The organism is Streptomyces sp. NPDC048192 (assembly GCF_043202415.1).
Lineage (GTDB): Bacteria > Actinomycetota > Actinomycetes > Streptomycetales > Streptomycetaceae > Streptomyces.
Genome location: NZ_JBIDAL010000009.1, coordinates 325,233 through 351,170 on the forward strand (window position 1 = coordinate 325,233; position 25,938 = coordinate 351,170).

27 protein-coding genes and 1 tRNA gene are annotated in these 25,938 nt (G+C 73.2%); 13 read left to right on the plus strand and 15 right to left on the minus strand.

The window, feature by feature from the left end; all coding sequences use genetic code 11:
• Positions 1–58: 58 nt before the first annotated feature.
• The 4 genes from mshC to ACGFZN_RS21585 form a co-directional block, all read right to left on the minus strand.
• Complete coding sequence (gene mshC, locus ACGFZN_RS21570; RefSeq protein ID WP_393860074.1) at positions 59–1,288, minus strand: cysteine--1-D-myo-inosityl 2-amino-2-deoxy-alpha-D-glucopyranoside ligase; 1,230 nt, start codon at positions 1,286–1,288, stop codon at positions 59–61.
• Between the two features lie 125 nt (positions 1,289–1,413).
• Positions 1,414–2,253, minus strand: coding sequence for an SCO1664 family protein (locus ACGFZN_RS21575; protein ID WP_393860075.1), 840 nt, complete (start codon positions 2,251–2,253; stop codon positions 1,414–1,416).
• Positions 2,217–2,807 (minus strand): DUF3090 domain-containing protein, encoded by a 591-nt coding sequence (locus tag ACGFZN_RS21580; RefSeq protein WP_393860076.1) that lies wholly within the window; start codon positions 2,805–2,807, stop codon positions 2,217–2,219. Before ACGFZN_RS21580 ends, ACGFZN_RS21575 begins: the two co-directional genes overlap by 37 nt.
• Before the next feature lie 98 nt (positions 2,808–2,905).
• Positions 2,906–3,592, minus strand: a complete 687-nt coding sequence (locus ACGFZN_RS21585; RefSeq protein WP_393860077.1) for a histidine phosphatase family protein — start codon at positions 3,590–3,592, stop codon at positions 2,906–2,908.
• Between the two features lie 62 nt (positions 3,593–3,654).
• On the opposite strand from ACGFZN_RS21585, the gene corA reads away from it, so the two are divergent.
• The gene (corA, locus tag ACGFZN_RS21590) at positions 3,655–4,650 is read left to right on the plus strand and encodes a magnesium/cobalt transporter CorA (protein WP_393860078.1); all 996 of its coding nucleotides are present in this window, start codon (positions 3,655–3,657) and stop codon (positions 4,648–4,650) included.
• A 16-nt stretch (positions 4,651–4,666) separates the two neighbouring features.
• Here the strand turns inward: corA and ACGFZN_RS21595 are convergent, their stop codons facing one another.
• Positions 4,667–5,455, minus strand: a complete 789-nt coding sequence (locus tag ACGFZN_RS21595; RefSeq protein ID WP_393860079.1) for a ferritin-like domain-containing protein — start codon at positions 5,453–5,455, stop codon at positions 4,667–4,669.
• Positions 5,456–5,703: 248 nt separating this feature from the next.
• Positions 5,704–6,759 carry an LLM class F420-dependent oxidoreductase gene (locus ACGFZN_RS21600; RefSeq protein WP_393860080.1) on the minus strand — a complete coding sequence of 352 codons (1,056 nt, stop codon included), beginning with the start codon at positions 6,757–6,759 and terminating at the stop codon, positions 5,704–5,706.
• Between the two features lie 137 nt (positions 6,760–6,896).
• Between ACGFZN_RS21600 and ACGFZN_RS21605 the strand changes: the two genes are divergently transcribed.
• Both ACGFZN_RS21605 and ACGFZN_RS21610 read left to right on the plus strand, forming a co-directional pair.
• On the plus strand, positions 6,897–7,880 hold the full coding sequence (locus ACGFZN_RS21605) for an aldo/keto reductase (RefSeq protein WP_393860081.1): 984 nt from the start codon (positions 6,897–6,899) through the stop codon (positions 7,878–7,880).
• The gene (locus ACGFZN_RS21610; RefSeq protein WP_393860082.1) at positions 7,877–10,294 is read left to right on the plus strand and encodes a helix-hairpin-helix domain-containing protein; all 2,418 of its coding nucleotides are present in this window, start codon (positions 7,877–7,879) and stop codon (positions 10,292–10,294) included. Before ACGFZN_RS21605 ends, ACGFZN_RS21610 begins: the two co-directional genes overlap by 4 nt.
• A 168-nt stretch (positions 10,295–10,462) precedes the next feature.
• Here ACGFZN_RS21610 and ACGFZN_RS21615 read toward each other — a convergent pair whose 3' ends face one another.
• Positions 10,463–11,197 (minus strand): hypothetical protein, encoded by a 735-nt coding sequence (locus ACGFZN_RS21615; protein WP_393860083.1) that lies wholly within the window; start codon positions 11,195–11,197, stop codon positions 10,463–10,465.
• 47 nt (positions 11,198–11,244) lie between these two features.
• On the opposite strand from ACGFZN_RS21615, the gene ACGFZN_RS21620 reads away from it, so the two are divergent.
• Complete coding sequence (locus ACGFZN_RS21620; RefSeq protein ID WP_043407302.1) at positions 11,245–11,433, plus strand: DUF5703 family protein; 189 nt, start codon at positions 11,245–11,247, stop codon at positions 11,431–11,433.
• A 67-nt stretch (positions 11,434–11,500) separates the two neighbouring features.
• On the opposite strand, the gene ACGFZN_RS21625 is transcribed toward ACGFZN_RS21620, so the two are convergent.
• The 3 genes from ACGFZN_RS21625 to ACGFZN_RS21635 all read right to left on the minus strand — a co-directional run bounded on the left by ACGFZN_RS21625 (position 11,501) and on the right by ACGFZN_RS21635 (position 14,225).
• The gene (locus ACGFZN_RS21625; RefSeq protein WP_393860084.1) at positions 11,501–12,310 is read right to left on the minus strand and encodes a chaplin; all 810 of its coding nucleotides are present in this window, start codon (positions 12,308–12,310) and stop codon (positions 11,501–11,503) included.
• Between the two features lie 211 nt (positions 12,311–12,521).
• Positions 12,522–12,755, minus strand: coding sequence for a chaplin ChpH (gene chpH / locus ACGFZN_RS21630; RefSeq protein WP_351804149.1), 234 nt, complete (start codon positions 12,753–12,755; stop codon positions 12,522–12,524).
• Between the two features lie 144 nt (positions 12,756–12,899).
• Complete coding sequence (locus ACGFZN_RS21635; protein WP_393860085.1) at positions 12,900–14,225, minus strand: M20/M25/M40 family metallo-hydrolase; 1,326 nt, start codon at positions 14,223–14,225, stop codon at positions 12,900–12,902.
• A 214-nt stretch (positions 14,226–14,439) separates the two neighbouring features.
• On the opposite strand from ACGFZN_RS21635, the gene ACGFZN_RS21640 reads away from it, so the two are divergent.
• Positions 14,440–14,527 (plus strand) — tRNA-Leu (locus tag ACGFZN_RS21640).
• Positions 14,528–14,590: 63 nt separating this feature from the next.
• Positions 14,591–16,312 (plus strand): DNA polymerase/3'-5' exonuclease PolX, encoded by a 1,722-nt coding sequence (polX, locus tag ACGFZN_RS21645; protein WP_393860086.1) that lies wholly within the window; start codon positions 14,591–14,593, stop codon positions 16,310–16,312.
• 30 nt (positions 16,313–16,342) lie between these two features.
• On the opposite strand, the gene ACGFZN_RS21650 is transcribed toward polX, so the two are convergent.
• On the minus strand, positions 16,343–16,657 hold the full coding sequence (locus tag ACGFZN_RS21650; RefSeq protein WP_393860087.1) for a dsRBD fold-containing protein: 315 nt from the start codon (positions 16,655–16,657) through the stop codon (positions 16,343–16,345).
• Positions 16,658–16,745: 88 nt separating this feature from the next.
• Between ACGFZN_RS21650 and ACGFZN_RS21655 the strand changes: the two genes are divergently transcribed.
• Complete coding sequence (locus ACGFZN_RS21655) at positions 16,746–17,120, plus strand: YchJ family protein (RefSeq protein WP_393860088.1); 375 nt, start codon at positions 16,746–16,748, stop codon at positions 17,118–17,120.
• A 21-nt stretch (positions 17,121–17,141) separates the two neighbouring features.
• Here the strand turns inward: ACGFZN_RS21655 and ACGFZN_RS21660 are convergent, their stop codons facing one another.
• The gene (locus ACGFZN_RS21660) at positions 17,142–17,843 is read right to left on the minus strand and encodes a FadR/GntR family transcriptional regulator (protein ID WP_393860089.1); all 702 of its coding nucleotides are present in this window, start codon (positions 17,841–17,843) and stop codon (positions 17,142–17,144) included.
• Between the two features lie 141 nt (positions 17,844–17,984).
• On the opposite strand from ACGFZN_RS21660, the gene ACGFZN_RS21665 reads away from it, so the two are divergent.
• The 4 genes from ACGFZN_RS21665 to ACGFZN_RS21680 are packed head-to-tail and all read left to right on the plus strand — an operon-like array spanning position 17,985 to position 21,748.
• Positions 17,985–18,503, plus strand: coding sequence for a gluconokinase (locus ACGFZN_RS21665; protein WP_393860090.1), 519 nt, complete (start codon positions 17,985–17,987; stop codon positions 18,501–18,503).
• Between the two features lie 38 nt (positions 18,504–18,541).
• On the plus strand, positions 18,542–19,939 hold the full coding sequence (locus ACGFZN_RS21670) for a gluconate:H+ symporter (RefSeq protein WP_393860091.1): 1,398 nt from the start codon (positions 18,542–18,544) through the stop codon (positions 19,937–19,939).
• A gap of 10 nt (positions 19,940–19,949) precedes the next feature.
• Complete coding sequence (locus tag ACGFZN_RS21675) at positions 19,950–20,711, plus strand: SDR family oxidoreductase (protein ID WP_393860092.1); 762 nt, start codon at positions 19,950–19,952, stop codon at positions 20,709–20,711.
• 14 nt (positions 20,712–20,725) lie between these two features.
• Positions 20,726–21,748, plus strand: a complete 1,023-nt coding sequence (locus tag ACGFZN_RS21680; RefSeq protein WP_393860093.1) for an L-idonate 5-dehydrogenase — start codon at positions 20,726–20,728, stop codon at positions 21,746–21,748.
• Here the strand turns inward: ACGFZN_RS21680 and ACGFZN_RS21685 are convergent.
• From ACGFZN_RS21685 to ACGFZN_RS21695, 3 genes are all read right to left on the minus strand, one after another.
• Entirely contained in the window at positions 21,745–22,371 is a 627-nt protein-coding gene (locus tag ACGFZN_RS21685; RefSeq protein WP_393860094.1) for a cytochrome b/b6 domain-containing protein, read from the minus strand. The genes ACGFZN_RS21680 and ACGFZN_RS21685 overlap by 4 nt on opposite strands.
• Positions 22,355–23,083: a molybdopterin-dependent oxidoreductase gene (locus tag ACGFZN_RS21690; protein ID WP_393860095.1), complete on the minus strand. Its 729-nt coding sequence runs from the start codon at positions 23,081–23,083 to the stop codon at positions 22,355–22,357. The genes ACGFZN_RS21685 and ACGFZN_RS21690 overlap by 17 nt, the downstream gene beginning before the upstream one ends.
• 102 nt (positions 23,084–23,185) lie before the next feature.
• A complete protein-coding gene (locus ACGFZN_RS21695) occupies positions 23,186–24,163 on the minus strand; it encodes a hypothetical protein (RefSeq protein ID WP_393860096.1) in 978 nt (325 codons plus the stop codon).
• A gap of 309 nt (positions 24,164–24,472) precedes the next feature.
• Between ACGFZN_RS21695 and ACGFZN_RS21700 the strand changes: the two genes are divergently transcribed.
• Both ACGFZN_RS21700 and ACGFZN_RS21705 read left to right on the plus strand, forming a co-directional pair.
• A complete protein-coding gene (locus tag ACGFZN_RS21700) occupies positions 24,473–25,387 on the plus strand; it encodes a DMT family transporter (RefSeq protein ID WP_393860097.1) in 915 nt (304 codons plus the stop codon).
• 22 nt (positions 25,388–25,409) lie between these two features.
• Positions 25,410–25,925, plus strand: a complete 516-nt coding sequence (locus tag ACGFZN_RS21705; RefSeq protein ID WP_393860098.1) for an NUDIX domain-containing protein — start codon at positions 25,410–25,412, stop codon at positions 25,923–25,925.
• Positions 25,926–25,938 lie beyond the last annotated feature (13 nt).

Here is a 25,938-nt window from a genome sequence, read left to right on the forward strand (position 1 = left end):
GTCTGGGAAGCGCCCCTTCTTCATGCCGCCCCTGCCGGGGCGCTGTCCCCCGCGGTGTTTACAGGGCCACTCCCAGCAGCGCGTCCACGGCCCGCGTCACCAGGCCCGGTGCGCCCGTGTCCGTGCCGCCCTCCTGCTCCTGCCGGGCCGCCCAGCGGTCCACGGCCGCCAGCGCGGTGGGGGCGTCGAGGTCGTCGGCGAGGGCCTCGCGGATCTCCTCCAGCAGCGCGTCCGCGGACGGGCCGTCGGGGCGGGAGACGGCGGAGCGCCAGCGGGTCAGGCGTGCTGCGGCGTCCTGGAGGACCTGGTCGGTCCACTCCCAGTCGGCGCGGTAGTGGTGGGCCAGCAGAGCGAGGCGGATGGCGGCCGGGTCGACGCCGTCGCGGCGGAGCTGGGAGACGAAGACCAGGTTGCCCTTGGACTTGGACATCTTCTCGCCGTGCAGGGCGACCATGCCGGCGTGGACGTAGGCCTTGGCCATGGGGAACTCGCCGGTGAGCACCTGGGCGTGCGAGGCGCCCATCTCGTGGTGCGGGAAGGCGAGGTCGGAGCCGCCGCCCTGGACGTCGAAGCCCATGCCGAGGTGGTCCAGCGCGATGGCCACGCACTCGATGTGCCAGCCGGGCCGGCCCCGGCCGAGGGTGCCGCCGTCCCAGCTGGGCTCGCCCTCGCGGGCCGCCATCCACAGCATCGGGTCCAGCGGGTTCTTCTTGCCCGGACGGTCCGGGTCGCCGCCGCGCTCGGCGGACAGCAGCCGCATGGCGGCCGCGTCGAGGTGCGAGACCTTGCCGAAGTCCGGGTCGGACTCGACGGAGAAGTAGATGTCGCCCTCCAGCTCGTAGGCCGCGCCGAGGTCGCGCAGCCGCTCCACGAGCGGGACGATCCCGGGTATGGCCTCCACGGCGCCTATGTAGTGCCGCGGCGGGAGCATCCGGAGGGCGGTCATGTCCTCGCGGAACAGGGCCGTCTCCTTCTCGGCGAGGGCGACCCAGTCGACGCCGTCCCGGTCCGCGCGCTCCAGCAGCGGATCGTCGACGTCGGTGACGTTCTGGACGTAGTGGACCTGCCGCTTGGTGTCGAGCCACACGCGCTGAACGAGGTCGAACGCGTTGTAGGTCGCCGCGTGACCCAGGTGGGTCGCGTCGTACGGGGTGATGCCGCAGACGTAGATACGGGCGACGGGACCGGGGTCGAGGGTGACGAGGCCGCCGGTCGCGGTGTCGTGGATCCTCAGGTCGCGGCCCTGACCAGGCAGGGCGGGGACCTCGGAAGCGGGCCAGGCATGCATGTACCTGAGCCTAACCGGCCGCGTGCTGCGCATACGAACGGGATCGCGCCGGATGGCCGGTTGTGCGGTCTTGTACCTTCGCGGCCGATGTGCTTGCGCGCGACGGCCTCCCGGGACCCCGCCGACTACACGGGCGGCCAGGGGATGGCCGGCCACTCGCCGCCCGGCTCCGGGTGCACGCCCGTGGTCAGCAGCGCCTCCACACGCGCGCGTGTGGCGTCGATCTCGGCCGGGGTGATCAGTGCGGCCAGCCGTTCGCCCAGCGGCCCGTCGAGGGCCCCCTGGAGCCCTTTGAGGACCTCGACGGCCTCGTCGGTCAGCGGTTCACCGGCCCAGCCCCACAGCAGCGTGCGGAGCTTGTTCTCGACGTTGAAGGTGACGCCGTGGTCGATGCCGTAGAGCCGGCCGTCGGGGGTGGGCAGCAGATGGCCGCCCTTGCGGTCGGCGTTGTTGATCACCGCGTCGAGGACGGCGAGCCGGCGCAGCCGCTCGTCGTCGGCGTGCACCAGCAGCGCGGTGCGGCCCTCGCCGACGTCGGCCAGGCCGATCGCCTTCCAGCCCGGCTCCGCTTCCTCGGCGTCGACCAGCGCGAGCAGCTCCGCCTCGGCCTGCACGTCGATCCACAGCTGGCACATGCCCTCGCCGTACGGGCCGTCGCGCAGCACGGTCGGCGGGACCAGGCCCCAGCCGGTGGCCTCGGAGACCTCGTAGGCGGCCACCTCGCGGGCGGCCAGCGTGCCGTCGGGGAAGTCCCACAGCGGGCGCTCCCCGGCGACCGGCTTGTAGACGCAGGAGGCCTCGCGGCCGTCGAGGGCGATGGTGCAGAACAGCGCGGCGTTGGACGCCTCGCGGATGCGGCCGCGCACGGTCAGCTCACCGCGCGCGAGCAGCTCGGCGGCGGCCGGGCCGGCTGCGGCGCCGGTGGGCGTCACGCTCCGCGGCGGTATCCGTTCTGGCGCGGACATACGTGTCCTTCCGGATCGAGCGGGAGGCTGCACAGCGGGCACGGCGGCCTTCCGGCGTTGACGACGTCGAGGGCACGCTTGGCGAAGGCACGGGCCTGCGCGCCGGTCAGCCGGACCCGCAGCATCGGGGGTCCGTTCTCCTCGTCCTGGAGCAGCCGCTCCTCGGCCTCGGCGAGGTCCTCCTCGGTGTCGGCGTCCAGCTCCACCAGGGCCTGCGCCTCGACGATCATGCGCTGTTCCTCGCCGTCCCAGGCCAGCGCCATGGTGCCGACCCGGAACTCCTCCTCGATGGGGGTCTCCAGCGGGGCGGTGTCGGCGATCTCGGTGGGCGCCACGGCGGGGACGGCGGCGCTGCCGCCACTGCGGCGTACGACTTCGTCGAGCAGTTCGTCCATGCGCTCGGCGAGCGCGGCGACCTGGGTCTTCTCCAGAGCCACGCTGGTCACCCGGGGGCCTGCGGTGGCCTGGAGGAAGAAGGTACGGCGTCCGGGCAGTCCGACCGTGCCGGCCACGAAACGGTCCGGCTGGTCGTAGAGGAACACCTGACGGGACACGTCCTGTCTCCAGTGAGAGTGGGTTCGAGTGGTTCGGGGCTGCGGGCCACAGCGGATCGGCGACGGTGTGGGTCGCTTCACCCTACTGCGGCCGACGATCACGGTGCGCCCGCACCGCCTCCGACCGGTGCGTCGCCCTCAGCGGGTTCCTCGCGCGGGGCGAGGGAGGCGAAATCCCCGGTGTCGCCGAGGCGAACGAGAAATGGCCGCAACCGGGTGTAGCGGATCGCGGTGACGGAACACGGTTCCACGGAGATCCGCTGGAAGAGGTCGAGGTGCAGTCCGAGGGCGTCGGCGACGAGGGACTTGATGATGTCACCGTGGGAGCACATGAGGTACACGGCGTCGGCGCCGTGGTCGCGCTCCACGCGCGCGTTCCACTCGCGTACGGCCTCGGCGGCGCGGGTCTGCATGGCGCGCATCGACTCGCCGCCGGGGAAGGCGGCGGCCGACGGGTGGGCCTGGACGACCTCCATCAGCGGCTCGTCCTTGAGCTCGGCGAGCTTGCGGCCGGACCAGTCGCCGTAGTGGCACTCCCCGATCCGCTCGTCGGTGTGGGCGCGCAGGCCGGGGCGGGCCTCGAGCAGCGGCCGCACGGTCTCCTGGCAGCGCTGCAGGGGGCTGGTGACGACCTCGGAGACCGGCAGGGCGGCGAGCCGTGCGGGCAGGGCGGCGGCCTGAGCGGCGCCGCGCTCGTCCAGGGCGACGCCGGGCGTCCAGCCGGCGAGGACACCGGAGGTGTTGGCGGTGGAGCGTCCGTGCCGGACGAGGATCAGGGTGGGCATGCCGCCCAGCGTAGGGGTATCAGGACAGGCACTGGGGAACGGCCGAAGGGAGAATGCGCTCCGTGATCGTCGACTGCGCCATCTACCGGCACGGGCACCGTACCGAGGGACCGGAGGACTTCTCCGACGCGCTGGCCGAGGCGCGCGCGGCCGGCGGCTTCGTGTGGATCGGTCTGCACGAGCCGTCCGAGCGGGAGTTCGACCTGGTCACGCAGGAGTTCGGGTTGCATCCGCTGGCCGTGGAGGACGCGCTCAAGGCACATCAGCGGCCCAAGCTCGAGGTGTACGACGACTCGCTGTTCATGGTGCTGAAACCGGTCGTGTACGAGGCGCGCAGCGACACCGTCTCGGCAGGCGAGATCATGGTGTTCGTCGGCGACTGCTTCGTGGTCACCGTCCGTCACGGCGAGGGCTCGCCGCTGGCCGCCGTGCGGCGCCGGCTGGAGGAGGAGCCGGAGATGCTGGACAAGGGTCCGACCGCCGTGCTGTACGCGATCTCCGACGCGGTCGTCGACCACTATCTGGAGGTGGCGACGGAGCTGGGGACCGATCTGGAGGAGCTGGAGGCGGAGGTGTTCCAGCCGGACGGCGGCGGCTCGCGGGGCACCGCGTCCCGGATCTACGGCTTCAAGCGGCAGGTGCTGGAGTTCCGCCGGGCCACCGGCCCGCTGGCGCTGCCGCTGAGCCGGCTGGCGGGCACCGGGCAGTTCGGCGCCCCCGTGCCGTTCGTGCACGAGAAGGCGCGGCCGTTCTTCCGGGACGTGGGCGACCATCTCACGCGCGTGAACGAGTCCGTGGAGGCCCTGGACCGGCTGGTGTCGGACGTGTTGTCGGCTCATCTGGCGCAGATGAGCGTGCGGCAGAACGACGACATGCGCAAGATCTCGGCGTGGGCGGCGATGGCCGCGGTGCCGACGATGATCGCGGGCATCTACGGCATGAACTTCGACCACATGCCCGAGCTGCACTGGATGTGGTCGTATCCGGCGGTGATCCTGGTGATGGCGGCGCTGGAGGTGCTGCTGTACCGGTTGTTCAAGCGGCGCGGCTGGCTGTGAGGCCGCCGCGCGCCGCTCAGGCGAACTCGTGCGCGGGGGCGGCGGGGCCGCCGAGGGGGTCGCGGCGGGCGGGCATGCGCAGGGTGACCATGCGGCGCCGGCCGGCGAGGCGCTCGTAGGCGTACACGGCGTGGACGGCGGCGGCGAGCAGGGCGTACCGGGCGCGGGACCAGCCGAGGATGCGGCGCATGCGGGCCATCACGGCGAGGCTGACGTCCCGGTGGACGCGGATCTCGGCGAGGGCGCAGGTGCGCAGGGTGCGCCGGATCAGCGGGCCGTGCCCGGCGGCGGCGAACCGCAGCAGTTCCTCGTGGGTGTAGGCGAGGTGCCTGTCCTCGTCGTCGGCGATCATCCGGACGGCCCGGCCGATCCCGGGGTGGTAGGCGAAGTGCTTGAGCAGCAGCCTCATCTGCTCGGCGGCGCGCTGCTCGGTGACGCGGCTGTGGGCGAGGTAGACGATGACGTCCCGCTCGGTGAGCGGCTCGTCCCGCCGGAGCCGGTCGTGGGCGAGGCCGATGCCGCGCCGCTCCAGCAGCATCGTGTAGTCCGTCTCGGGGGGTACGGCGACGGGGGTGAGACCGCGCTTCTTCAGCAGCGCGAGGAAGATTCGCGCGTGCTTGTCCTCGTCGGCGCCGTGCCGGGCGATCTTCGGGGCCATGGCGCGTTCGCCCAGCGGGACCAGTGCGGCGATCCGCCCGTTCTCCCAGCCGCCCTGGGACTCCCCGCCCGCGGCGATGGAGCAGAACAGCCGGAACGACTCGTCGTGGTCGAGGATCTCCTGGAACAGGGTCCTGGCCGACAGCATGGACGCCACCTCTCCCGCCCGCCTGCGCACCGTCGCGCCGCGGTCCGCGGCGACTTCGCGGGCTTTCCGTGAAGACCGAGTCAAGGGCGGCCGGAGGGGCGCCGCAACACGAGTGCGCGGCGGCTGGGCCGAAAGGCCGAAAGAAGCGACGCCGGAGTCGTAACCGCACGGCGCACGGCGCGTTGTTCCCGGTGACGGCCGTGGCGGGGAAGACCCCCGAGCCCCCACCACGGCCGCTGAAGCTCCCGCTAGGCCAGGCCGGCGCGTTCCAGGGCCTCCGTGCCGGCCCGCAGCGAGGCGAGGCGCTCCTCCAGGGTGAAGCCGGCCGGGGACAGGCTGAGCGTGGTGACGCCGGCGGCGGCGTAGGCCTTCATCCGGTCGGCGATGCGGTCGACGGAGCCGAGCAGTGTCGTCTGGTCGATGAGGTCCTGCGGGACCGCCGCGGCGGCGCCCTGCTTGTCCCCCGCCAGGTACTTCTGCTGGATCTCCGCGGCCTCCTTCTCGTATCCCATGCGCCGGGCGAGCTGGTTGTAGAAGTTCTGCTTGGCGCTGCCCATGCCGCCGACGTACAGCGCGGTGTAGGGGCGGAAGGTGTCGGCGAGGCGGGCCACGTCCTTGTCGTCGCCGACGGCGATCGGCAGGGTCGGGCAGACGTCGAAGCCGTCGAGGGTCTTGCCGGCCTTCTCGCGCCCCGCGCGCAGGTACTTCAGCGTGGTCTCCTCCAGGTGGCCGGCGGAGGGGAAGATCAGCAGGGCGCCGTCGGCGATCTCGCCGGTCTGCTCCAGGTTCTTCGGCCCGATCGCCGCGATGTACAGCGGGATGTGCTCGCGCTGCGGGTGCACGGTCAGCTTGATCGGCTTGCCCGGGCCGCCGGGCAGCGGCAGCGTCCAGTGCTCGCCCTCGTACGTCAGCCGCTCCCGGGTCATGGCCTTGCGCACGATCTCCACGTACTCGCGGGTGCGGGCGAGCGGCTTGTCGAACTTGACGCCGTACCAGCCCTCGGAGACCTGCGGGCCGGAGACGCCGAGGCCGAGCCGGAAGCGGCCGCCGGAGAGCGAGTCGAGCGTCGCGGCGGTCATCGCGGTCATCGCGGGCTGCCGGGCGGGGATCTGGAAGATGGCCGAGCCGACGTCGATGCGCTCGGTCTGCGCGGCGACCCAGGACAGCACGGTCGCCGCGTCGGATCCGTAGGCCTCGGCGGCCCAGCACACGGAGAAGCCCAGCCGGTCGGCCTCCTGGGCCACGGCCAGATTGTCCCCGTCCATTCCGGCACCCCAGTAGCCGAGGTTGATCCCGAGCTGCATCGCCGACTCCTCTTACCGGTGAGTAACGTCCCTGTGGGGGTGACACTAGCGCCTCGCCACCCGCCCAGCCACGGCCGAGGGCGCCGGTTGTCCACAGGCCACCCACCGCACCGGTTCTGGCCAGTAATCTCGCCCGCATGGAGCAGAGGCATCTGGGCCGTACCGGCCTGCGCGTGTCCCGCATCGGACTCGGCACCCTGACCTGGGGCCGGGACACCGACGAGCACGACGCCGCGGACATGCTGAAGGCGTTCTGGGAGGCCGGCGGCACCCTCGTCGACACCGCGGACGTGTACGGCGACGGGGAGGCGGAGTATCTGCTCGGACGGCTGATGGACGGCCTGGTGCCGCGCCGGGACCTGGTGATCTCCACCAAGGCCGGCAGCGTGCCCGACCCCGACCGCCGTTTCGACGGCTCCCGCGGCCATCTGCTCGCCGCGCTCGACGCCTCCCTGGCCCGCCTGGGCACCGACTACGTCGACGTGTGGCACATCCACGCCTTCGACCCCGAGACCCCGCTGGAGGAGACCCTCCAGGCCCTGGACCTGGCGGTCGGCAGCGGCCGCGCCCGGTACGCGGGCGTCTCCAACTTCTGCGGCTGGCAGCTCGCCAAGGCCGCGACCTGGCAGCTCGCGGCGCCGGGCACGCGCACCCGGCTGGCCAGCACGCAGATGGAGTACTCGCTGCTGCAGCGGGGCGTGGAGCGGGAGGTGCTGCCCGCCGCGCTGGATCTCGGCGTGGGCCTGCTGCCCTCCTCGCCGCTCGGCAGGGGCGTGCTGACCGGCAAGTACCGGCACGCCACTCCCCCGGACTCGCGCGGCGCCTCCGAGCACCTCGCGCCGTTCGTCGAGCCGTATCTGGACGACACGGCCAGCCGCATCGTGGACGCGGTGACCACGGCCGCCGACGGGCTCGCGGTCACCCCGCTGCAGGTGGCCCTCGCCTGGGTCCGGGACCGGCCCGGCGTGGCCGCGCCGATCGTCGGCGCGCGCAACGCACAGCAGCTCACGGCGGCGTTGTCAGTGGAGGCCCTTAGTCTTCCTGACGAGATCTGCCGGGCGCTGGACGATGTGTCGGCGCCCGTGCACCGCTATCCCGATCACGACTGGAGCACGCTGTGAGCACGGAGCCGGAGACCACGGAGAAAGCCGGGCCGGGGACACCGGACGTTCCGGAGACCGCCGGGCAGAAGGCGGCCCCCGGGCCGAGCCGTGCGGACACCGGCGCCGGTGCGGCGCAGGAGCCCGCGGAGGGCGGGCACGGCGGGTCCGACGCCGGGAGCGAAGACACGGAGACGGCAGGGGCTGCCCGCGGCGGGGGCGCGAGCGACGCCGAGAACGGCACGGACGCGGATGCGAGCGACGCCGGGGACCGGTCGGGTGCGAGCGCGGACGCTGACGCTGACGGCGGAGCCGAAGGCGAGGGCGGTGCCGGTGAGGCGTCGCAGTTGTCCGAGGCCGAGGCCGAGTTGGCGGCGCAGCGGCTCGAGCGGGAGCGGATCGAGCGGCGCAAGGCGGAGAAGAGGGGCCCGATCGAGAGCGGCGCCAAGCTCAGCGGCAAGGCCGCCGACCTGCTCGCGGCGGTGCGGGCGGTGGAGAGCGGTGAGAAGCCGGTGGCCACGGTGTTCGCCGAGCCCGCGCCGGCGCCGCGCCGCCCGGCCCCCGAGCCCGTGCGCCGGCCGCAGCCCGTCCCCGCCGCGCCCGCGGGCGTTCCGGCCGCCGCGCCCGCGCCGGAGACCGTCGAGACCGTCCGCCGGGTGCTGGCCGAGGGCGGCGCGCCCGAGGCCCTCGCCGCCCAGGTGGCCGCTGCGCTCGGCGAGGGCGCCGACGCCGTGCTCCGCGAGGATCCCTGGCAGCTGCTGCGGGTCGGCGGCGTACGGCCCGACCAGGCCGACGGCTTCGCGCGGGCGCTGCTCGGCGCCGCCTGCGGGCCCGGCGACGAGCGGCGCGGCCGCGCGGTCACCGTCTGGCTGCTGGAACAGGCGGCCCTGGCCGGGCACACCGCGCTGGAACTGCCCGCGCTCACCGCGGCCCTGGCCCGGCAGAGCGTGCCGGACCCGGACGCGGCGGTGCAGGGCACGCTCGCGGAGGGCGAGGCCCTGGCGTTCCAGGACGCCCTGGACGAGCCGGGGGCGGCTGCGCCGCAGACGGCCGGCGACGACGGCGACGGGGAGGACGAGCGCCCGGTCCGGGTCCTCGTCGGCCTCGAGCGGTACGCACTGGCCGAGGAGAGCCTCGCCGACGGACTGGCCCGGCTGGTCAACTCGCTGTCCAAGGAGGGCGAGCAGGCCTGGGCGTCGGCCGCCGGCGCCGTGTCCGGCGGCGCCGCCGAGCTGGCCCGCGCGGTCGCCGGGCACGGCCTGGTGCTGCACACCGGCGGGGAGGCCGCCCGCGCGGAACCGGCCGCGCTGCTCTCCGCCGCGCGCGCCGCGGGCCTGCGGGCCTTCGCCGTCTGCCACACCCCCGACGGCCGCCGCCGCCTCACCGCCGCCCTGTCGGCCACAGCCCCGGCCCGGCCCGACGCGGGCACGGGCACCGGCGCCGCGTCCGAGGAGCAGGCGCACGCCGCCGTCGCCGCGGAGCTCGGCGTGGGTACGGTCGCCGGACTGCTGGCCGGGGCGGAGGGTCCCGGGCGGGACGCGGACGGGGCGCTGGAGCTGGATCTGCTGGTCGTGCTGGACGCGCCGCAGCTCGACGTGGAGAGCGCGGCGACGCTGGTGGAGTCGCTGCCCGACGGGGCCCGGCTGGTGCTCAGCGGCGACCCGGCGCTGCTCTGGTCGGCCGGGCCGGGGCGGGTCTTCGCCGACCTCCTCGCCGCACGCGTCGTCCCGCAGATCGCCTCGCGCGTCCCCGACCCGGGGCCGATCGGCGAGCTGGTCTCCGGCATCGGCGTCGGCGAGCTGAACCAGGTCGCCGCTCCGGGCAAGGAGATCGTCATCGTCCCGGTGCGGGACGCGGGCGAGGCCGTGCACCGGACGGTCCAGCTGGTCGCGGACTCGGTGCCGCGGGCGATCGGGGTCCCGGCCGGCGAGACGGTGGTGATCACCCCGGGCCACGGCGGCGCGGCGGGCACCCGCGCCCTCAACTCCGCGCTCAAGGAACGCCTCAACCCCGGCCCCGGCCGCTTCGGCGGCTTCGACCCCGGCGACCGGATCGCCTACTCCCCCGCCCCGGGCCGTACGGTACCGGGCGTGGTGGTGAAGGCGGACGCGGACGGGCTGCACCTGAAGTGCGCGGGCGTCCCGGTGGTCGTACCCCGCGAGTGGGTGGAGAGCGCCGTGCGGCACGGCTGGGCGCTGACCGCGCACCAGGCGGTGGGCGCGCGCTGGCCGGCGGCGGTCGTGGTGCTGCCCGGCGACGCGGCGCAGGCGCTCAGCAGGCCCTGGGTCTACACGGCGTTCGGCCGGGCGGAGCGGCATCTGTCCGTGGTGCACGGTGTGGAGCAGGCCCTGCCGAAGGCGGTGGCGGAGACTTCGGCCAAGCCCCGCACCACCCGGCTGCAGACGCTGCTGCGCACCCAGATGCCGGCGAGCTGAGCTTCCCCGGGCCGCGCATCCCGTTCCGGCCGCGCAAGCTGTCCGCGGCCGGAACGGCACCAGCCAAGGGGGGCATGGAGGTCGGAACCGACAGCGCCACAGCGGCCTCCGACCGCTCGGCACCGCCGGCCGGCGCCCTCACCTGTCGGCGCCCGCCCCTAGGCTCGCTCACCTCTCGACGTTCTCGACCTCGTCGTCCACGGCCTCGTGGTCTTCGACCTCATCCTCGGCCTCGGCTTCGTCCTCGTCCTCGTCCTCGACGAACTCGAGGTCTTCCTCCTCGTCGGAGTCGTCCTCGTCGTCGAAGACCGCGCTGACGTCGAACCGGCAGACCACTCCCTGCGGGTCGATGTGATCGAACGGCGCGTCCAGCCACTCCCCCGCCTCGGGGGCCTCCTCCGCCGCGGTGACCCAGAGCGTGGAGTCGCCCTCCTCCAGGCCGAACTCCTTGTGCCGGGAGGCGATCTCGTCGGGCTCGAACTCGCCGAACAGGATGCCGAGCGCGCCCGGAACCGTCCCGGCGGCCTCCTCGGACAGGCCGCCCGGCGCCTCGTACTCCGCCGCCTCGACCCGCTGCGCCTGCGCCAGCAGCCGCTGCGGTTCCACCACGGCGTAGTCGCGGCGGATCAGCACGCTGATCGCGTGCGGTTCCTCGGGGCCCGCGTACGGCGGCAGCTCCTCCGCACCGGGGATCTCGAAGGGCGTGACCTCGTCGTAACGGTCGTAGAGCAGCTCGTCGTACACCTCGGCGGCCGCGGCCAGCTGGTTGAACGCCTCCAGCACGGCCGGGTCGTCCTCTCCCGACCTGCGTTCGACCGCGGCCAGATGACGGTCGAGCGCGGTCTTGATCGCCTCGGCGGCGGCGCGTACCTCGGCAGCGGTGGGCTGCGCAGCATCAGACATACTGCAGACGCTATCCGTACCGGGCCCCAGCCCGCACAATAGATGCGATGCCGGAATACGAATTTGTCGACGTGTACGTGCCTCGCGGGGTGTCCCGCAAGGAGGCGACGCGTCTGCTGACGGACCATGCCGAGTACGGACACTGGGAGTTGGACCGACTGAGCCTGCTGCGTGACGGCAGCCGCAAGGTGCGGTTGCGCCGGCGGATCATCCGCCAGGTGCGGGCCACGTGGTGAGACAGGCCGTCTGAACGGAGCGGGCCCCGCCATGCCGACGGGGCCCGCTCCGTTTCCGGGGTGACCGCTACCCCATGGCCCGGGCCTTGCGGTAGAGCACCGCGCCCGCGAGGAGCGCGCCCGCGCCGACGGGCAGCGCGAGGCCCAGCGGCAGATCGCTGCCGGTGTGCGCGAGCTGGGCGTCGGTCAGCGGCTGGGCGGAGCGCCCGCCCGTCTGCTTCACCTGGGTCGACCCCTGCGGGCCGCCGGGCGTGTGCCCGCCCTGGCCGGGCGGGGTCGACGGAGTTCCCGGGTGAGTCGGCCGGCCCGGCTTGCCCGGAGTGCCGGGGTGGCCCGGATGACCGGGGTGCCCGGGGTGGCCAGGGTGCCCCGGATGACCGGGGTGCCCGGGGTGTCCCGGGTGACCGGGATGGCCCGGCTGTCCGGGCGGGTTGCCGTGGCCGTGGCCTGCGTTGCCGCAGTCGTTGCCCTTGACGGCGTTGCCGGCTCCGATCACGTTGACGCTGTTGCCGCAGACGTTCACCGGGACGTCGATCGGCACCTGCACGGTGTTGCCGGAGCCCACGCCGGGCGAGCCCGAGGTGTGGCCGCGCGCGTGCGAGCCACCGGAGCCGCCGTGGCCCGCCGAGGAGCCGCCGTGGTTGGCGCAGGTGTTGCCCGCGGACGGGTTGAGCAGTCCGACGACGTTCACGGTGTTGCCGCACACGTTCACCGGCACGTGCACCGGCGCCTGCACCGTGTTGCCGGACAGTACGCCGGGTGAGCCGGCGGCGGCGCCGGACGCGCCCGCGTCGGCGTGGGCGTAGCCGCTCGCGGCGGCGATCACACCGGTCGCGGCGGCCATGGTCATCAGGCCCTTGCGGGTGCCCTGTCGCATTGCTGAGTTCCCCCCTGCCTTCGTTTTCCCGATAAGCGACCGGCCCGGAAGAGATCCGGAAGTGTTCCGGAAGATTTCCGGAGGAGATCCGAAAGAGAACGGACCGGTCGGAAAGGCCGGTCGGCCTCGGAGCGCATGGCGCGCACTCCGAGGCCGACGGCTCGTCAAGGACGCCCCCTCGGGACCGACGGTCCCCTCCAGGGAGCCGGCGTCAGTGGTTGACGCAGGTGTTGCCGAAGGCGGGGTTCAGGAGCCCGATCACGTTGACCGTGTTGCCGCAGACGTTCACCGGCACGTGCACGGGCACCTGGATGACGTTGCCGGAGACGACACCCGGGGAGTGCACGGCGGCACCCTGGGCACCGGAGTCGGCGACGGCGAGGCCCGCGCCCGCGAGAACCAGCCCACCGGTGGCAGCCGCAGCAGCGACGACCTTCTTGATCATTATTCCTCCTTGTTGGCAAAGCGATCCCAAGGTGCGGGATCGCATCACCTGTAACGAGGAGGGAGTAATGGAGCTACGAGCTTATGGTCGCATTCACCCTTCTCAGTCACCCTCGCACGGCCGCCCGAATTCCCCCGGCAGGGCTCACGACGCGTCGATGAACCGGTCGAGCACCCGCACCCCGAACCGCAGCCCGTCCACCGGCACCCGCTCGTCCACGCCGTGGAACATGCCGGCGAAGTCCAGCTCCGGCGGCAGCTTCAGGGGGGCGAAGCCGAAGCCGCGGATGCCGAGGTCGTCGAAGGACTTGGCGTCGGTGCCGCCGGAGAGCATGTAGGGGATCGCCTTGGCGGTGGGGTCCTCGGCGAGCAGCGCGGACTGCATGGCCTCCACCAGCGCCCCGTCGAAGCCGGTCTCGACGGCCTTGTCGGCGTGCACGTCCTCGCGGTGCACACGGGGGCCGAGCAGCCGGTCGAGGTCGGCGAGGAACTCCTCCTCGTGACCGGGCAGGAAGCGGCCGTCGATGTGCGCGGTGGCCTCGCCGGGGATGACGTTGACCTTGTAACCGGCGTTGAGCTGGGTCGGGTTGGCAGTGTTGCTCAGGGTGGCGCCGATCAGCTTGGCGATGCCGCCGAGCTTGGCCAGGGTGGACTCCATGTCCTCCGGGTCCAGTTCGGTGCCGAGCGCGTCGCCCAGTTCGTCGAGGAAGGCCCGGGTGGTCTTGGTGACCCGCACCGGGAACTTGTGCCGGCCGACCCGGGCGACGGCCTCGGACAGCTCGGTGATGGCGTTGTCCCGGTGGATCATCGAGCCGTGCCCGGCGGTGCCGGCGACGGTCAGCTTCATCCAGTGCATGCCCTTCTCGGCCGTCTGGATCAGATAGAGCCGGCGCTGCTCGTTCACCGTGAACGAGAAGCCGCCGACCTCGCTGATCGCCTCGGTGACGCCCTCGAACAGCTCGGGGTGGTGGTCGACCAGGTAGCGGGCGCCGTAGGTGCCGCCGGCCTCCTCGTCGGCGAGGAAGGCGACGACGACGTCCCGCGGGGGCCGGCGCCCGCTGCGCAGCCGGTCGCGCACGACCGCGAGGGTCATGGCGTCCATGTCCTTCATGTCGACCGCGCCGCGCCCCCAGACGCAGCCGTCGGCGATCTCCCCGGAGAACGGGTCGTGGGTCCAGTCGACGGCGTTGGCCGGTACGACGTCCAGGTGGCCGTGGATGAGCAGCGCGGGCCGGGACGGGTCCTCGCCCTCGATGCGGGCCACCGTGGAGGCGCGGCCGGGGTGCGACTCGTAGATCTCCGGCTCGAGCCCCACCTCGGCGAGCTTCTCGGCGGCCCACTCGGCGGCCTGGCGCTCGCCGGGGCCCGAGTGGTCGCCGTAGTTGCTGGTGTCGAACCGGATCAGCTCGCGGCAGAGGTCCACGACCTCGTCCTCGCCGGTGACGTTCCTGGTCGTGCCCGTGTCGCTCACGTGCTTCCTCCCGCGCTGTCGCTGCTGGTGGTCCTCCACATCCTCCCTCTGTCCCGTCCACCGCCCAAGACCGGTGCCCGCCCGTCACACGCCGTTCACGCACGGCCGGCGCCGGGGGCCGGGGTGATCGGCCACCTCCGAAAGCCTGGTAATGTTTCCTTCGTCGCCGCGAGGGAGACCCCGCCGAAAGGGTCCCGAGCACGACAGACACCTTGTCCGGGTGGCGGAATGGCAGACGCGCTAGCTTGAGGTGCTAGTGCCCTTTATCGGGCGTGGGGGTTCAAGTCCCCCCTCGGACACCAGCGAGGCCCCTGCTCTGCAGGGGCCTTTTGCTTCTCCCCGGGGCCGGGTTCCACACTTGAGGGGTGGCCCGGCCCAATGACGAGGTCGAGGCGCTCCTGCAGGAGTACGCGGACCTCGTCGCGATCACGGGAGGCGACGCCTTCAGGGCGCGCGCCTACGAGAAGGCCGCGCGTGCCATCGGCGGGTATCCGGCCGACATCTCCGGGCTCGACGAGGACGGGCTGAGGGAGATCCCGAACGTGGGCAAGTCGATCGCCGACAAGGTGGCCGAGTACCTGCGCACGGGGAAGATGGCGGTGGTCGAGGAGCGGCGGGCGAGGATCCCCGCCGGGGTGCGGGAGCTGATCACGATTCCCACCCTGGGTCCGAAGAAGGCGCTGCGGCTCTACGAGGACCTGCACATCTCGTCGGTGAACGAGCTGGCGGCGGCGATCGAGGCGGACGCACTGGCCGATCTGAAGGGCTTCGGCGAGAAGACGCAGGAGAACATCCGGCACGGCATCGAGCTGCTGCAGCGGGCGGGCGCCCGGGTGCCGCTGTCGCTGGCGCTGGACACGGCCGAGGAGATCCTCGCCGAGCTGTCCGGGGTGACCGGGTGCACGCGCTGCGCGTACGCCGGCTCGCTGCGGCGGATGCGGGAGACCGTGGGGGATCTGGATCTGCTGGTCGCCGCGGAGAGGCCGGAGCCGTTCATGGCGGCGCTGTGCGAGCTGCCGGCCACCGCGGAGGTCGTCGCGCGGGGTTCGAAGAAGACGTCGGTCCGCACGGGCAAGGGGCTCCAGGTCGATCTGCGGGTGGTGCCGCCGGGGTCGTGGGGCGCGGCGCTGCAGTACTTCACCGGTTCCAAGGCGCACAACATCCGCACCCGCACCATCGCCGTGCACCAGGGGCTGAAGCTGTCCGAGTACGGCCTGTTCGACGCGGAGAGCGGGGAGTCGCTGGCCTCGCGGACCGAGCAGGAGGTGTACGCCCGGCTCGGGCTGCCGTGGATCACGCCGGCGCTGCGGGAGGACCGCGGGGAGATCGAGGCCGCCCTGAACGGTGAGCTGCCCGAGGTGGTGACGGAGCGGGACATCCGCGGCGACCTGCACACCCACACCGATCTCACCGACGGCCTGGCCCCGCTGGAGGAGATGGTGGCGGCCGCCGCCGAGCGCGGTTACGCGTACTACGCGGTCACCGACCACGCGCCGAACCTCTACATGCAGCGCATGACCGACGAGAAGATCCTCGCCCAGCGGGAGCGGGTGCGGGAGCTGGACGGCGCGCACCGCGGGATGCGGCTGCTGCACGGCACGGAGCTGAACATCGATCCGGACGGCGGGGTGGACTGGCCGGAGGACTTCCTGGCCGGCTTCGACCTGTGCGTGGCCTCGCTGCACTCGCACTTCGACCTGGACCGGAAGGCGATGACCCGGCGGCTGGTGCGGGCCTGCGAGCACCCGTGTGTGAACATCATCGGGCACCCCACGACCCGGCTGATCGGCAAGCGGCCGGGGGTCGACGCCGACTGGGACGAGGTGTTCGCGGCCTGTGCGCGCACCGGCACGGCGCTGGAGGTCAACGCCCAGCCGGACCGCCTGGACCTGCGCGACGAGGACGTCCTGCGCGCGCGGGAGCACGGGGTGAGGTTCGCCGTGAACACCGACGCGCACTCCATCCCGCACCTCGCGCAGCTGCGCTACGGCGTCGGCACCGCGCAGCGCGGCTGGCTCACCGGGGACGACGTGATCAACACCTGGCCGCTGACGAAGCTGCGCCGGTTCCTGCGCAAGGGCCGGTGACTTCGGTGACGCGGGGGCCGGCGGTACGTGTCATCCGCGGTCGAGCCACAGCGGGGACAGGTCCTCCTCGGCGTCGGCCGCTCCGACCGCCCTGATGTCCCCGTCGGCGGCGCGCAGCAGCCTGCGGCCCATGGCGATCAGGGCGCGTCCGGCGGCGAGTTCGTCGCCTATCTCGGGCACGTCCGGGTCGTAGGGGCTGCGGCGGGCCTCGGCGCGGCCCTCCAGGACGTTGTCGCCGGTGTCCAGGACGATCCGGGCGGTGGTCTCCGGATCGTGTTCGGAGAGGTAGAGGTTCAGCCGCCATTCCTTGACGGCCGGAGGACGGCTCATCGCGGGTCGGGTCATCGTCGTCCGCCTCCCTGGGCTGCACTGCCCTTCCACTGTGCACCCGGCCGGGGGCGGACGCCTCCTGTCGTGCGGGCAGAATGTGCCCATGACCTCGCGTGCCTGCCCCTGCGGACTCCCCCGGTCCTACGACGCCTGCTGCGGCCGGTTCCACACGGGGGCCGGGAGCGCGCCGACCGCCGAGTCGCTGATGCGCTCGCGGTGCAGCGCGTTCGTGAAGGGGGACGCCGGGTATCTGCTGCGGACCTGGCATCCGCAGACCCGGCCCGAGCGACTGGAGCTGGATCCGCGGATGCGGTGGACGGGGCTGGAGATCCTGGACACCACCGACGGGTCCGCCTTCCACACCGCGGGCACGGTGACCTTCCGCGCCTCCTACCGGGGCGGTTCGCTGCACGAGCGCAGCCGGTTCGAGCGGGTCGGCGGGGCGTGGGTGTACGTGGACGGGGACTTCCTGGACTGAGGCCGTGCCCCTCCGCGGGAACTAGGGCGCCAGGATGTCCAGTTCCTGGAGGGCGCCGACGGTGATCTGCCGGGTCAGCTCCTCGGCGCGGGCGGCGTCGCCCGCGCGGACGGCCTCCGCCACCTGCACGTGCAGGGTGACCGCGGCCGGGTCGGGGTCCTCGAACATGACCTCGTGATGGGTGCGGCCGGCGAGGACCTCCGCGACGACGTCGCCGAGCCGGGCGAACATCTCGTTGCCCGAGGCGTTCAGGATGACCCGGTGGAAGGCGATGTCGTGCACCAGGTACTCCTCGAGCCGGTGGCCGCGTGAGTTGGCGACCATGCCGAGCGCGCGCTCGGTGAGTTCGGCGCACTGCTCGGCCGTGGCGTGCTTGGCGGTGAGGCCGGCCGCGACCGGTTCGATCGCGCCGCGCAGCACGGTCAGCGAGCGCAGCTGGTGCGGGCGGTCGGCGCCCGCCAGACGCCAGCGGATGACCTGGGGGTCGTAGACGTTCCACTCGGACTTCGGGCGGACGGTGACGCCGACGCGGCGGCGGGACGCGACCAGGTGCATGGACTCCAGGACCCGGACCGCCTCGCGCATCACGGAGCGTGACACCTCGAAGTGCTGTGCCAGCTCGTCGGTGCGCAGCACGCTGCCCGGCGGGTACTCGCCCGCCGTGATCGCGGGGCCGAGGGTGTCCAGTACACGGCCGTGCAGCCCCCGGCCCGGTGTGGTCATGCACTCAGCGTACGGCGTGGATCACCGGCTGAAAAAGTCAGACTTATATGTCACAGACTCTTGAATTCGTCGTACCTAATGGGTTTCAGTGTGGCGACGCCGCCGTGGCGTCGGATGTCGAGGAAGACAGCGAGGCAGTACATGCGAACCCCCCAGGTCGTCGTCGTGATGGGCGTCGCGGGGACGGGCAAGACCACGATCGGTCCCCTGCTCGCCGCGCGGCTGGGCGTCCCGTACGCCGAGGGCGACGACTTCCACCCGCAGGCCAACATCGACAAGATGTCGGCCGGGATCCCGCTCGACGACAGCGACCGGTGGCCGTGGCTGGACGCCATCGGCCAGTGGGCGCACGGGCGGGCCGGACTGGGCGGGGTGGTCAGCAGCTCCGCGCTGAAGCGGTCGTACCGCGACCGGCTCAGGGCCGCCGCTCCCGGCGTGGTGTTCGTGCACCTCACCGGCGACCGCAAGCTGATCGAGGAGCGGATGACGCAGCGGCAGGGGCACTTCATGCCGACCGCGCTGCTGGACTCCCAGTTCGCCACGCTGGAGCCGCTGGGCCCGGACGAGGCGGGAGTCGCCGTGGACGTCGCCGGCAGCCCGCAGGAGATCACCGAGCGTGCCGCGAAGGCACTCGAGGCGCTTCCCGACACCACCGCGTAGCACTCACCCCCGTCCCCCCGTAACCGCAAGGGAACCCCGTGACCAGACTCAGCGTCGAGATGCTGGCAGCGGACGCGCCTCCGCCGATCACCTCCGCCGGACACGCCCAGCTGGGCATCGCCGTCCTGGTGGGCATCGCCGTGATCGTCCTGCTCATCACCAAGTTCAAGCTCCATGCCTTCCTGGCGCTGACCATCGGGTCGCTGGCGCTCGGGGCGGTCGCCGGAGCACCGCTCGACAAGGCCATCACCAGCTTCACCACCGGGCTCGGCTCCACGGTGGCCGGCGTGGGCGTCCTGATCGCGCTCGGGGCGATCCTGGGCAAGCTCCTCGCCGACTCCGGCGGCGCCGACCAGATCGTGGACACGATCCTCGCCAAGGCCGGGGGGCGGGCGATGCCGTGGGCGATGGTGCTGATCGCCTCCGTGATCGGCCTGCCGCTGTTCTTCGAGGTCGGGATCGTGCTGCTGATCCCGGTCGTGCTCATGGTCGCCAAGCGCGGCAACTACTCCCTGATGCGCATCGGCATCCCGGCGCTCGCCGGTCTGTCCGTGATGCACGGCCTGATCCCGCCGCACCCCGGCCCGCTGGTCGCCATCGACGCGCTGAAGGCCAACCTGGGCGTGACCCTGGCGCTCGGCATCCTGGTCGCCATACCGTCGGTGATCGTCGCCGGTCCGCTGTTCTCGAAGGTCGCGGCCCGCTGGGTGGACGTCCCGGCGCCCGAGCGGATGCTGCCGCAGCGGCCCTCGGAGGAGCTCCAGCGCCGTCCGGGCTTCGGCGCGACCCTGTCGACGGTGCTGCTGCCCGTGGTGCTGATGCTGCTCAAGGCGCTGGTGGACATCGTCGTGGACGACCCGGCGGACCACACCCAGCGCGTCTTCGACGTCATCGGTTCCCCGATGATCGCCCTGCTCGCCGCCGTGCTCGTCGGCTTCTTCACGCTGGGCCGGCCCGCCGGGTTCAGCAAGGAGCGGCTGCAGCACACCGTCGAGAAGGGCCTGATGCCGATCGCCGGCATCCTGCTGATCGTCGGCGCGGGCGGCGGCTTCAAGCAGACGCTGATCGACTCCGGTGTCGGCCAGATGATCCTGGACGTCTCCAAGGACTGGTCGATCCCGGCGGTGCTGCTCGCCTGGCTGATCGCCGTGGTGATCCGGCTGGCGACGGGCTCGGCGACGGTGGCGACGGTCTCCGCCGCCGGTCTGATCGCGCCGCTCGCGGCCGGCACGTCGACCACCCACACCGCGCTGCTCGTCCTGGCGATCGGCGCCGGCTCGCTCTTCTTCAGCTTCGTCAACGACGCCGGCTTCTGGCTGGTGAAGGAGTACTTCGGGCTGAGCGTCGGGCAGACGGTGAAGACCTGGTCGCTCATGGAGACCATCCTCTCGGTGGTCGCCGGCGCTCTGGTCCTGGTCCTGTCGCTGATCCTGTAGGGGTACGGCGATGAGTCACCCGCTCTTCGACATCGCCGGCCGCACCGCCCTGGTCACCGGCTCCAGCCGGGGCATCGGCCTCGCGCTGGCACGGGGCCTGGCCGAGGCCGGCTGCACGGTGGTCCTCAACGGGCGCGACCCGGACCGGCTGGCCGAGGCGGCCCGCGAGCTGCCCGGGGACCGGATCCACACCGCGGTGTTCGACGTGACCGACGGGCCGTCCGTGGCCGCCGGGATCGCGGACGTCGAGGAGCGGGTGGGCCCGCTCGACATCCTCGTCAACAACGCGGGCATGCAACTGCGCGCGCCCCTGCTGGAGTTCACCGACGCCGACTGGCACCGGATCCTGGACACCAACCTCACCGGTGCCTTCCTCGTCGGCCGCGAGGCCGCCCGGCGGATGACGCGGCGCGGCCACGGCAAGATCGTCAACATCTGCTCGCTGCAGAGCGAGGTCGTCCGGCCCGGCATCGCGCCGTACGCGGCCGCCAAGGGCGCACTGAAGATGCTCACCAAGGGCATGTGCGCGGACTGGGGGCCGTACGGCGTGCAGGTCAACGGCCTCGGGCCGGGCTACATCGAGACCGAGCTGACCCGGCCGCTGGTGGAGGACGAGGAGTTCAGCGCCTGGGTCCGCCGGCGCACCCCGGCCGGCCGCTGGGGCCGCACCGAGGACCTGGTGGGCGGACTGCTCTTCCTCGCCTCGCCGGCCGCGGACTTCGTCGGCGGCCAGGTCCTGTACGTCGACGGCGGCATGACGAGCGTGCTGTGAAAGGGGCCGCGGCGATGCCGGGTTGTGTGATCCACGGCGCGGGCGACCTGCGCGTGGCGGAGCTGCCGGTGCCGCGGCCCGGGCCCGGCGAGGTCCTGGTGGCCGTCCGCTACGGCGGGGTGTGCGGCTCCGATCTGCACTACTGGCGGCACGGCGGGGTCGGCGACTTCCGGCTCCGGGAGCCGATGGTGCTCGGGCACGAGGTGGTGGGCACGGTGGTGTCCTACGGCCCCGGAGCCACCGGTCCCGCGCCGGGTACGGCGGTCGCCGTGCACCCCGCCACGCCGTGCGGGCGCTGCCCGGAGTGCGCCGCCGGGCGGGCCAACGTGTGCCGGGACACCCGCTATCTGGGCAGCGCGGGCTTCCCACACGTCCAGGGCGGCTTCGCCGAGCGGATCGCCGTACCGGCCGGGCAGGTGCGGGCGCTGCCGGAGGGGCTCGGTCTGCGCCGGGCAGCGCTCGCCGAGCCGTTGTCTGTGGCGCTGCACGCGGTACGGCGGGCCGGGGACGTGACCGGCCGGCATGTGCTGGTGACCGGGGCCGGGCCGATCGGCTGCCTGGTGGTCGCGGCGGCGAAGGCGGCCGGCGCGGCACGGGTGACGGTGACCGACCTCGTGCCCCGGGCGCTGGCGTACGCCGCCGTCGCCGGGGCCGACACGCTGGTACGGGCCGACGATCCGGGGGACGCCGGGTGGCCGGAGGAGGTGGACGTGGCCGTCGAGGCGTCGGGGGTCGCGGCCGGCCTCGACACGTGCCTGCGGCTGGTGCGACGCGGGGGCGTGGTCGTGCAGCTGGGGATGCTGCCGCCGGGGCAGTCGCCGTTCGCCGGGAACCTGCTGGTGAGCCGGGAGATCGAGCTGCGGGGGGCGTTCCGGTTCGGCGCGGAGTTCGACGACGCGCTGGAACTGCTGGCCGGGCGGGGGGAGTTCGACGGGCTGGTCAGTGCCGTGGTTCCGGTGGCGGAGGCCGGGGACGCGTTCGTGCTGGCCGCGGACCGGAGCCGGTCCTGCAAGGTGCTGCTGGAGTTCGGCGGCTAGGGCCGCCACAGCGGGTGCTCCCGCTTCGCCCACTGTCTGCTCACCGTCCCCGTGCGCAGGCCCCGCCGCGCCTCCGGGTCACCGAGTGCCATGCCGATGTGGCCGGCCAGGACCACGCCGATGGTCAGGGCGAGCCAGTCGTGGACGAAGGTCGCCGAGGTGCGCCACATCAGCGGCGCGAGGTGGGTGAACCACATCAGCAGGCCGGTGCCGAGCATGACCAGGGTGGCGCCGGCGATCCAGGCGGCGTAGATCTTCTGGCCGGCGTTGAACTTGCCCGCCGGACGGGAGGAATGGCGTTTGTCGCGGGCCAGCGCGGCGCGCAGCCAGAGTCTGTCGTGCGGGCCGAAGCGGTTGAGGAAGCGCAGGTCGGCGCGGAAGGCGCGGGAGGCGAGGCCCAGCAGCACCGGGACGGGCAGGGCGAGCCCGGCGCATTCGTGGACGCGGACGACCAGTTCGCGGCGGCCCACCAGGACCGCCAGCTGGGGGATGTAGAGGACGGCCGCGGTGGCCACGCAGACGCCCATCAGCGCGGCCGTCGTGCGGTGGACCCAGCGTTCGGCCCGGGTGAAGCGGTGGACGCGGGCGGCGGTCGGCGCCGGGGCGTCAGCTCGTAGGCTCATCGGTGCGTCCGTTCGACCGGCCGACCCAGGCGTCGACGTCGTAGCCGAGGTGTTCCCAGTAGCCGGGCTGCACATGGTCGGTGACCGTGATCCCGGAGAGCCACTTGGCGGACTTGTAGAAGTACATGGGGGCGACGTAGAGGCGGACCGGGCCGCCGTGGTCGTGGGAGATGTCCTTGTCCTGCATGCGCAGCGCGACCAGGACGTCCGGGCGGCGGGCCTGGTCGAGGGTGAGGCTCTCGGTGTAGGCGCCGTCGAAGCAGGTGAAGTGGACCGCCTTCGCGGTGGGCCGGACCCCGGCGGCGTCCAGCAGATCGGAGAGGCGTACGCCTTCGAAGGGGGTGCCGGGGACCCGCCAGCCGGTGACGCACTGGACGTCCCTGACCAGCCGGGTCTGCGGCAGGGCGCGCAGATCGGCCAGGGTGTAGGTGTGCGGGCGGTCGACCAGGCCGCCGACCTTCAGGTGGTAGTCGGCGGCGGTCAGGCGCGGCACGGACGCGGCGACGGAGTAGTAGCGGAAGCCGCCGCCGTTCGGCAGCAGGCCGGTCAGGCCCGTCGGGTCCTTGCCGGCGACGGCGCCGAGGACGCCGTCCAGGCCGCGTTGCAGCGCGGGCGCGGCGGCGACGCCGAGCACGCCCAGGCCGAGGGTGCCGAGGAAGACGCGGCGGCCGATGGGCGTGCCGCCCTGTTCCTCGGATCGTTCGGAGTTCACGTTCTCATTCGAGCACTCGGGGCTGTGGGGGGCCAGGGAGCCGGGGTGGGCGGTCAGACTTCTGTAATCACTTCTTGTGTACGGGGCGCGGCGGCGTGGCGTTCAGTGGCCGAGCGCGCGGGTGCGGGCCTCGTGGAAGGCCGCCCGCGGGTCGCGGTGGGCGTAGGACCAGGGCGCGCGGGTGGCGTGCGGGCCGATGCGCCGGAAGAGGACCGCGGCCTCGGCGGGGCGGCCGGCGCTGGACAGGGCGAAGGCGAGGTGGTTGAGGTCGATGTGGCGGCGGGGGTGTTCGTCGTGCTCCCACTCCAGCCACCAGTCGAAGCAGGTGCGCAGGAGGCGGCGGGCCCGGGGGCCGGACCAGTGGCCGGAGGCGGCGGGGTCGGCCGGGGCGAGGCCGGTGGCGGCGAGGACCCGGTAGCGCTCGGCGTAGGCGACGAGGGGCAGGACGGCGAGCGGGGAGTCGGCGGGGGCCTCGGCGGCGGCCAGCTCGGCGCGGTCGTAGACCTCGTGGTCCTCGGGCGCCCGGCCGCCTGCGGGGCGTTCGGCGAGGCGGGCGAGGAGCAGATGGTGGGCGTGGTGGTGCTCGGGGTGGCGGCGGCGCAGCTCGGCGAAGGCGGCCAGCACCTCGCGCTCCGGGCCGAGGCTGCGGGCCAGCCGGAGTAAGCCCAGCCAGGGGGTGGGGTCGGCGGGGGCGAGCGCGGCGGCGTCGGCGCAGGCCTCGCGGGCCCGGCCGGGGTCCTCCTTGCCGCGCAGGGCGTGCCGGACCAGGGCGAGGGCGTACAGGGCGGCGGCGTCGGCGCTGCCGGGGTCGGCCTGCAGCCAGTCGCGGGCCCACGCCGCGGCGTACGGTTCCCGGGCGAGCACGGTGAGGCGGTGGCCGCGGCGGTCCCAGTCGTCGCCGGTGTGCCGCAGCAGGGAGCGGGCGGCCTGGCGCCGGCCCTGGGCCGACGCGGCGCGGGCGGTGCGCAGTTCGGCGTCGTCGAGGGCGGGGTCGAAGGCGCCGGAGTGGTCCGGGGCGGCGTCGCCGGAGGGGTCCGTGAGGGCCCGGCGGGTGCCGAGCACGGAGGGGAGTGGGGGCACCGCGGGACTTCCTGTTTCTCCAGCTGCCATCGGCCGATCACGCACAGCAAACCCTCAGCCAAGGTTTGCGTCAAGCCGAACCGGCTGATCACTACTTCAACTACCGCTGCTCACAAGGAACTTGAGTAACTCCACCCAGGTGGACACCGCTGCCGGACCCGGGGTTCGGTTCCCCTGTGTGGCGTACGCCATGGCGCCGGGCCGCCCGGCCCCCCACGATGGCGGGTCAACTGCTCTGTCCGCGCACTTCCGGGTCAATGCCGTACCGGGGGCGCTACAGTCGGCCACTACGCACCCGTGGTCCGGCGGATGATCGAGGTACGCAGCGTGTCCGTTCTGGTTCTCCTTCTCGCCGTGAGCGCCGCCTGCTGTCTGGGCTTCGGATTCGTCCTGCAGCAGAACGCCGCGCAGAAGGCGCCGCTGAGCGACTTCCTGACGTTCCGGCTGCTGCTCGACCTGATGCGGGTGCCGCGCTGGCTGGGCGGCCTGGGGCTGATGATCGCCGGGATGGTGCTCGGCGCGGTCGCCCTCGGCAAGGGCGAGATCTCCCTGGTCGAACCGCTGCTCGCGACGAACCTGCTGTTCGCCCTCGCCCTGTCCCGGCACCAGACCAAGCAGCCCCTGGGCCGCCAGGGCTGGGCCGGGCTGCTGCTGCTCGCGGGCGGGGTGAGCGCGTTCATCCTGGCCGGTGAGCCGCGGGCGGGCCACGCCATCGCCGACCCGCTGCGGCACTGGCTGATCATCGGCGCGATGGTGGGCGCCGCCCTGGTGCTCACGACGTACGCCAAACGGTCCCGGCTGAGCTGGGGCCCGGTGCTGCTGGCCACCGCCGCCGGGCTGTTGTACGGCGTGCAGGACGCGCTGACGCGGGTGAGCGGCACCCGGTTCTCCGCGGGCGGCTTCGCCGAGCTGTTCACCGGCTGGCAGCCGTACGGGGTGCTGGTGTGCGGGGCGACCGGGCTGCTGCTGGTGCAGAGCGCCTTCGAGACGGCCCCGCTGCGCATGTCGCTGCCCGCGCTCACCGCGGCCGAGCCGCTCGCCGGGATCCTGTGCGGCGTCGGTTTCCTCGGCGACCGGCTGCGCACCGACACCGGTGCGCTGGCCTGGGAGGCGGCCGGTCTGGTGGCGGTGGTCGCGGGCATCGTGCTGCTCGGGATGCACCCGGCGATGCCGTGCGGCCCGGCCGAGGCGGAGCCCCCGGCCCGGGACCTGCAGCGCCGCTGAGGCCTCTGCTTGGATGGGCCGCATGAACCCCGCTGACGAGATCCTCGACATCGTCGACGAGAACGACCAGGTGATCGCCCGGTGCCCGCGCGGCGAGGCCTACGCCCGCGGACTGCGCCACCGCTGTGTGTTCGTCCGGGCCCGGGACGCGGCCGGCCGGCTCTTCGTGCACCGGCGCACCGCCACCAAGCTGGTCTTCCCCGCGCTGTACGACATGTTCGTCGGCGGCGTGGTCGGGGCGGGCGAGTCCTACGACGAGGCCGCGCTGCGGGAGGCCGAGGAGGAGCTGGGCGTGACGGGCCTGCCCCGGCCGGACTTCCTGTTCAAGTTCCTGTACGACGACGGCGCCGGGAACAGCTGGTGGTCGGCGGTGTACGAGGTGCGCTGCGAGCTGCCCGTGCACCCGCAGGCCGAGGAGGTCCAGTGGTACGGCTTCCTGACCGAGGAGGAGGTCGAGCGGCGGCTCGGGGAATGGGAGTGGGTGCCGGACGGGCTGGCGGCGTACGAGCGGCTGAAGGCCTTCCGCCCGGCCCGGTGACCGCCCGGTAGGG